The sequence below is a fragment of the Rhodococcus sp. EPR-147 genome (genome assembly GCF_001647185.1).
Classification (GTDB): Bacteria; Actinomycetota; Actinomycetes; order Mycobacteriales; family Mycobacteriaceae; genus Rhodococcoides.
Genome location: NZ_LVCU01000119.1, coordinates 21,836 through 28,801 on the forward strand (window position 1 = coordinate 21,836; position 6,966 = coordinate 28,801).

A 6,966-nucleotide genomic window follows, 5' to 3' on the forward strand; every position below is an offset into this window, starting at 1 on the left:
GTCGGACCCGAAAGGTTCTACCGCAGTCCACACCCCGGTCGGAATTTCCGACCGGGGTGTTTCCATGCTCGAGCGGTTAGAGTCGATGCATGCCCGCCGCTCCCCTGCCGTTGCGCGACGGTCTCGACCCCACCCGGGTGCGAATGCCGGACAAGGCAACCGGGGTGACCGTGCTCGAGCATCTACGCGCCCGGTTCCCCCAGGACGCAGCCAGGCTGACCGAGAAGGTCGCCGGCGGCGAGATCGTCGACGCGGCAGGCGTACCCATCGATTCGACGACGGTCGCGAAACCGCGATCGGACATCTATCTCTACCGCGATCCGCCGGTGGAGCCGACGGTGCCGTTCTCCCTCGACGTCCTTCACCAGGACGAAAACCTGCTCGTCGTCGACAAGCCGCACTTCCTGGCCACCACCCCACGCGGTGCCTACGTCGCGCGATCTGCCCTCGTCCTGCTCCGACGCCGGTTCGACCTGCCCGAACTGAGTCCGGCGCATCGCCTGGACCGACTCACCGCCGGCGTTCTGGTGTTCACCGTCAGGCAGCAGGCTCGGCGGCCGTACCAGGAGTTGTTCGCTCAACGCGCGATCACCAAGCAGTACGACGCCATCGCCCCACTCGCCCAGGACCTCGACTTTCCGCTGACCGTACGCAGCCGAATCATCAAGGAACGCGGCGTCCTTCAGGCTCGTGAGGTACCCGGCGAGCCCAACGCGGACACTTTCGTAGAACTCGTCGACACGCTCGGAACCCACGGCCTGTACCGATTGCATCCTCGAACCGGAAAGACCCATCAACTTCGAGTTCACATGTGCTCGTTGGGAATTCCGATCGTCGGCGACAATTTCTACCCGGCGTTCCGCAATGTCGCCGACGACGATTACTCCGACCCCCTCCGCCTGTTGGCCCGTTCGATCGAGTTCGTCGATCCGCTCAGCGGCCTGGTTCGACGGTTCGAGAGCGATCGGAGTCTCGAACCACCTGCGATGCAGCAGATTCGGCCGTGACGTCGGCGATCTCGGCGGTACGCACCGTGATGCGATGCGAGATGACTGCGAGCGCGAACAATCCGATCGCAACGTTGACCAGCGCGGCAAATCCTTCCTGAGCGAAGTCCACGAGAGCGTTGAGCAGAGTGAATATCAACGCGGACACTCGGAGGATGCGCAGAGGCCAGAGCGGGCCTTCCGGGCGCAACCGCAGCATCGCCGGCAGCGCCGTGGCGAAGGTGAGGCAGGCACTGACGAACAGGATCCCGCTGGCAATTCCCATGCCGTCGATGTCGATCGACAGATCGCGCCGATCGATGTCCAGGTCCCCGATCACGAGTTCGACGATTCCGAACACCACTCCGGCCCCGGAGAGCAGAACCAGTCCCCAGCCGACGACGGGAATCCACCGGGGGCTGGTGAAGAAGGCGGGGATCAGCCGGGGAACGAAGTTCCACAGCGAGTGAGTCCGCGACGTCGACGAACGACAGCGACCGAGCAACAGTCTGATCCCGGCCACGGTGTCCGCGTCGGCCCCCTCTGCCTCGGCGCGCGCGAGCATCCGTAACGCCCAGTCGCGCCGATGCTCGGGCAGTCCGTGCGCGACGCCGTCGGCGGCGATCGCAGCCGCATTGGCCAGAGATTCGTCGACCGAGGGCCGACGGAACTCCCGGACGATCCTGCTGAACACCAACAGCAGGACCACCAGGACGTACATGATCTCCGACGAGGGTCCGTAGAAATAGTCGTTGTCCTTGGTGACGAATTTGCCGACTTCGTCGAGGAACAACCCGAATCCGATCCCACCGAGCAGCACCGTGAACACCCGAACGCCGAACCCGATGAACATCCACCCGATCAGCAGCGCGAGCATCATCGCCGCTCCGCCGTACAGGGCATGAGCGATGTGCAGCGACTTTCCCCCTACCTGGGGATAGTGGGTCAGCTCCAGGTATGCCCTGGTGATCAGAATGGTCGCGATGGCCACGACCATGAATGCCTCGGATGCGGGGCTGCCGTAGGCATCGCGAATCATGCCACTGCGGTATGTGGTCCCCGAACGACCCGTCATCGATCGATTATGTGCCGCCCGCCGCGCCCACGGGCGGTTTTCGGTCGCCTCTGTTTCCCGAGTTGACAAATTCGGTTGCCGAAACTGCAATGGAGTCATGGACGACACGAACAAGGGTCTGGACGAGGTCATCGCAGGCCTCGGTCCCCGCCTCAAGCGCATCAGGATGGAGAAGAACACCACCCTGGCATCACTGTCGGACACCACGGGAATTTCGATCAGCACACTGTCACGGCTCGAGTCCGGTGACCGCAAGCCCAGCCTCGAATTGCTGTGGCCCATCGCTCGCGCCCATCAGATGAAACTCGACGATCTGGTGACTGCGCCTCCCGTGGCGGACCCTCGGGTGCGCACCACGGCCACCGTTCGCGAACATGTGACGATCCTTCCCCTGACGCTGCGTCCCGGCGGCCTACAGGCGTACAAGCTCCTGATCCGCCCGGAGAGCTCGGAGCCACGCCCCCGAACCCACGAGGGGTACGAGTGGTTCTACGTCCTCGACGGCACCCTGCGGCTGATTCTCGGCGAGCACGATCTGACGATGAAGGCCGGTGAGGCAGCCGAATTCGACACTCGTGTGCCGCACTGGTTCGGTGCCGTCGGAAACCGGCCGGTCGAGCTTCTGAGCCTGTTCGGACCCCAGGGCGAGCGGATGCACGTGCGGGCGAAACCGACGGTATGAAATGTCATGTCCGTGTGAGACAGTGAAGCCCGCTCGACCCAAGGAACCGCTTCGGTCATCCGCACCGACCACACCATCTCGAGGAAAATGATGACCGACAGACTGCCCGAATCGCCTGCATCTCGCACTCACGTGGACATCGCAACCGGCGTGCTCATCGGGATCCACGGCGGCTCCGTCGCCGACGCCATCGACGAGCTGTTCACGACCGCGAGGAATCACCGGGTCAGTCTGTTCGAGCTCTCTCGCACACTCATCACCGTCGCGGAGGGCCGCGACATCGAGCGATCCTCCGCAACCGATGCGGTGTACGAGGTGTGGGGCTCGGCACTCGGCCGTCGAGGCGCGGAGACGACCTTCGGTATGGTCACCGATTCCGCAGCTGTCTGATCGACCCTGGGGCGTCAGCCGCGAACGGATGGATCGCTGCGTAGCTCGGGAAAGCGCGCCGTCATCGCATCGATGTGTCGGTACATTTCGTACAGCTCGGTCCTGAGCGCCGACGCCTCGGATTCGAACGCTCGAGCCTTGGATTCGGCGCGATCCGCGCGAGCTCGAAATGCCCTGGACTGCGCCAGTTCGATGGAGGCCGAACACGTCTCGATGTGTTCGGCCAGTCCTCTCGCGAACACCTTTGCCTGCTCGAGGTTGACGGCATAGTTGTCGTCTCGCGGAGCCGGTGACGCCGCGCCGTTCGCTGTGCCCATGGAACTCGTCACCCTCGATCGTCGGCCGGAAATTCTTTCGCGACTCTACGCTCGGCGTCGAATGCTTCGTTCGTGAACCGGGTCACCCGAAGACGAGCGCCAGGACCACGGACGCCGAGGTGGCGGCGATAGCGATCACGATGGTCGCCGCTATGGCTCGCTGTCGCACCGTGCGGTAGCTCGCCCCCGCACGAGCACCGGCGAAGTCGTCATCGTCGGCACCGAGAGCGGAGTCGTAGAAGTCGTCCGAGTTCAGCCCGTCCTCGTCGAAATAGACGACGTCTCGCGGCGGCACCCACTGTTGCCCGTTGGCTTCGATCGCGGCCCCGAGCCGTTCGAGCCGAATCCGCGCACGGGTGGGGTACCAATCGGAGGGCGCGTGGATCGGTAGGGCCCGCGCCATCATCAGGGGCGATCTGTACTGCTTCTCCAGCGCGGCGAACGCAGCGGACGCCGTCGGATCGTCGTCGGACTTGTCGGTGAGAAACCATGCCGCTCCGGCCGCCGCACGATCGCCGAGTACCAGATACGTGTACGCGAGCAATTCGAGAATGCCGGGCGACGTCGGGTTTCGGACCAATGCGCCGACCAGTCGATCCCTGGCAGCGATGCTGTCTCCGCGCGCCAGATCCTCCTGCGCTCGATCGATCACGTCCACGCGTCGACAATAACTCGTGAACGCGAAAAAGCCCCTGCCGGAGTACCGGGAGGGGCTTTCATCGTGCTTGTCGATACATGTGCTGGTCGATACATGTGCTCGCGATCCACATCGTGGTGGCCAGGGCCGGGATCGAACCGGCGACCTTCCGCTTTTCAGGCGGACGCTCGTACCAACTGAGCTACCTGGCCGGGCGGCACCGGTACTACAATGCCATCGCAATGCCGATACTCTCGTATCGATGTTGCGACCCTGACGGGACTCGAACCCGCGACCTCCGCCGTGACAGGGCGGCGCGCTAACCAACTGCGCCACAGGGCCTTGCTGTTGTTGCCGCGCTATTTCTAGCGTAGAAACTCTCCGAACTGCAAATCCGCATCTCGCGGAGAGCGAGACGAAGAATGCTGTACTGCCGACCGGGTTGTCAAACCGATCTCTTCCTACGTACCCCCTACGGGATTCGAACCCGCGCTACCGCCTTGAAAGGGCGGCGTCCTAGGCCGCTAGACGAAGGGGGCCCGCCGAACTGCTTCGACGTTACCCTCAACGGCGTTCCGTTGGGAGCTGGGATAGCTTAGGACACTTTCGCTGTAAATCTCAAACCGGCAGGTCAGAGGCGGTTTTTGCGCAGTTTTCACTGTAGTGATCCCACCCGTGCAGTTTGAACTCGGCGAGCCAACGCTCCGACGCCATCGCAAGCAGCACGACCTCGACGGATTCTTCGAACCGCTCGCGCAGATCAGCGTTGTCGGCCACCAGATCCGACATGTAGCGCTGACCCGCCATCGACGCGGCGAGCACTCGCACGAACTTGGTCGCGTCGAACTCCGGCTTCAGGTCACCCATCGCCAGCGCACGCTCGGCCTGCGCGAGCCCCTGAGCGCCCCAGACTCGACCGCCGCCCGAATGAACCTCCGCGTAGAACTCCGGCTCGACTATCAGTCGAAACTCCGCACGCACGATCACATCGTTCTGGAAGTTCTGCGCGATGTCGTCCACGATCCCGCGGATGACGTAGAACGGATGCGCAGTGGTGTCGGCCCACTTCTCCGTGATGGCGACGTACCGATCCAGTCCGGCAGCGAGCACAGCTCGGGCCAGATCTTCCTTGGACTGGAAATGGAAATACATCGCGCCCTTGGTGGCATTGGAGCCCTCCAAGATGGTGTTGACGGATGCAGCTGCGTATCCGCGTTTGGCGAATTCCGCCGCCGCCGCCTCCACGATGGCCGCCCGGGTCCGCCGTGCGCGCTCTTGTTGTGCCATGTATTCCGTGCCTCCGAGCCCCAAGCGCCCTGCGTATCCGCAGGTAGTACAGATAGAGAGTACTTCACCCGAACGACATGCGAGTCGACTCACCTACGGTTCGCTTCGACACATACACCCGACAGAAAAATCGGTTAGGCAACCGAAACAAGCCGAATGGTATGATCTGCGCGGCTCGAGTGCGCTGCAGGGGGTGCGCACTCGAGCCGCACTTCTGCACCCCTCCCCGCGCCGAACCACACGCCGACCCAGCCGCTTTCGGCGGTGCCCGAGGCACCGTCCGTCGCCCACGAACCAGACGGTCCACGCGATGCCCACGCCGCTCCGGGAGCACGACCACATTCGGTTGAAACCCGAATTACATTTCACGGTAACGGATCTCGAGTACGAACTGCTTCGCCTTGCTCGTTAGCATTTCAAATCTATTGCCCACCAATTGAATACGCCGTCCGAATAGAGCGCACTCGGTCAAATCGATTGCACGATAATCGATATGAGAACGACCCATCGATAACGTTTTCGACACGTTCACGGTCATCGACCGAGCTCGCGCCCGCGCTGACTTACTGTGAAATACACCACAGGGGGAGATCGGCCGATTCGAGACGAGTGAATGCCATGAAGGTACCGATCTGCGCATTTCGTTCCATCACGACAGTGATCGCGGTGGCCGTGCTCACGCTCTCGACGACCGGAACGGCGACCGCAGACCCTCTGGGCAACTTCGTGGCACCCGTCGCCGATCCAGCGCTCTACCTACCCACCCCACTGGGCGAGCCCTGGTTCGATCCGCCCGCAGGCTACGAACAACAACCTCCCGGGGCGGTGCTGGCAACCCGACAGGTGACCGTCGGGTTGCTGTTCACGCCTGTCACGTCGACGCAGATCCTGTTTCGTACCAACGACTCCAAGGACCGGCCCGTTGCTGCGGCCACCACCGTGATCGTGCCGATCGCACCGTGGACCGGGCCCGGAAGCCGGCCCGTCGTTGCGTACAACATGGCCATCAACTCACTCGGCAACACGTGCGCACCGTCCTGGCTGCTCCCGCGCGGGTTGGCCCGGGAGATTCCGGCAGTGCAGGCCTTCCTGGCCAAGAACTACGCCGTCGTCGTCACCGATCACGAGGGGCCACGGCAGGCATACGCCGCCGGGCGCATGGCCGCGCACGCGGTACTCGATGCCCTCCGAGCGATGGTCCGGCTACCCGAGCTCGGTTTGCCCGCGTCGTCTCCCATCGCTGTCACGGGATATTCGGGTGGGGCGATCGCCACAGGATGGGCCGCGCAAGTGGCCCCCTCGTACGCGCCCGACGTCAATCTGGTCGGCGCGGCGTTCGGTGGTCCGCCGACCGATTACCGGATTCTGCTGACGTCGATGAACGGAACTGCGGCATCGACGCTTTTCCTGTCCGCAGCGCTCGGAGTGGCCCGCGAGTACCCCGAACTGTTCTCGCTGATGAACGCCGACGGACTGCGCCTGGCCACCGTCGCCAAGGACATGTGCGTCAGCCTGCTCGCCCCCGGTGGACTGGTGGCCCCGATCCCCGCGCAGGCGCTCTCGGACATCCCCGACGTCGACCGCACCGAGAT

The 6,966-nt window shown here is 63.7% G+C and carries 8 protein-coding genes and 3 tRNA genes; 4 read left to right on the forward strand and 7 right to left on the reverse strand.

The genetic code is table 11. The features are described from left to right. Positions 1 to 89 precede the first annotated feature (89 nt). The gene (locus A2J02_RS05740; protein WP_068047919.1) at positions 90 to 1,007 is read left to right on the forward strand and encodes a pseudouridine synthase; all 918 of its coding nucleotides are present in this window, start codon (positions 90 to 92) and stop codon (positions 1,005 to 1,007) included. Here A2J02_RS05740 and A2J02_RS05745 read toward each other — a convergent pair. After that, positions 934 to 2,061: a hypothetical protein gene (locus A2J02_RS05745; RefSeq protein WP_231893858.1), complete on the reverse strand. Its 1,128-nt coding sequence runs from the start codon at positions 2,059 to 2,061 to the stop codon at positions 934 to 936. The two genes, A2J02_RS05740 and A2J02_RS05745, sit on opposite strands and share 74 nt — an antisense overlap. A gap of 97 nt (positions 2,062 to 2,158) precedes the next feature. Between A2J02_RS05745 and A2J02_RS05750 the strand changes: the two genes are divergently transcribed. Beyond that, positions 2,159 to 2,743, forward strand: coding sequence for a helix-turn-helix domain-containing protein (locus A2J02_RS05750; protein WP_068047922.1), 585 nt, complete (start codon positions 2,159 to 2,161; stop codon positions 2,741 to 2,743). 90 nt (positions 2,744 to 2,833) lie between these two features. Beyond that, a complete protein-coding gene (locus tag A2J02_RS05755) occupies positions 2,834 to 3,133 on the forward strand; it encodes an ANTAR domain-containing protein (RefSeq protein ID WP_143536687.1) in 300 nt (99 codons plus the stop codon). A gap of 14 nt (positions 3,134 to 3,147) precedes the next feature. Here A2J02_RS05755 and A2J02_RS05760 read toward each other — a convergent pair whose 3' ends face one another. The 6 genes from A2J02_RS05760 to A2J02_RS05785 all read right to left on the reverse strand — a co-directional run bounded on the left by A2J02_RS05760 (position 3,148) and on the right by A2J02_RS05785 (position 5,374). After that, positions 3,148 to 3,450: a hypothetical protein gene (locus A2J02_RS05760; protein WP_068047928.1), complete on the reverse strand. Its 303-nt coding sequence runs from the start codon at positions 3,448 to 3,450 to the stop codon at positions 3,148 to 3,150. A gap of 82 nt (positions 3,451 to 3,532) precedes the next feature. After that, a complete protein-coding gene (locus A2J02_RS05765; protein ID WP_068047931.1) occupies positions 3,533 to 4,108 on the reverse strand; it encodes a DUF6584 family protein in 576 nt (191 codons plus the stop codon). 114 nt (positions 4,109 to 4,222) lie between these two features. After that, positions 4,223 to 4,299 (reverse strand) — tRNA-Phe (locus A2J02_RS05770). A gap of 56 nt (positions 4,300 to 4,355) precedes the next feature. Further along, positions 4,356 to 4,429, reverse strand: a tRNA-Asp gene (locus A2J02_RS05775). 124 nt (positions 4,430 to 4,553) lie between these two features. Further along, positions 4,554 to 4,626 (reverse strand) — tRNA-Glu (locus A2J02_RS05780). A 79-nt stretch (positions 4,627 to 4,705) separates the two neighbouring features. Next, complete coding sequence (locus tag A2J02_RS05785) at positions 4,706 to 5,374, reverse strand: TetR/AcrR family transcriptional regulator (protein WP_068047934.1); 669 nt, start codon at positions 5,372 to 5,374, stop codon at positions 4,706 to 4,708. 618 nt (positions 5,375 to 5,992) lie between these two features. Here A2J02_RS05785 and A2J02_RS05790 point away from each other — a divergent pair. After that, positions 5,993 to 6,966: lipase family protein (locus tag A2J02_RS05790; protein ID WP_068047937.1), on the forward strand; the 974-nt coding region annotated here is incomplete at its 3' end.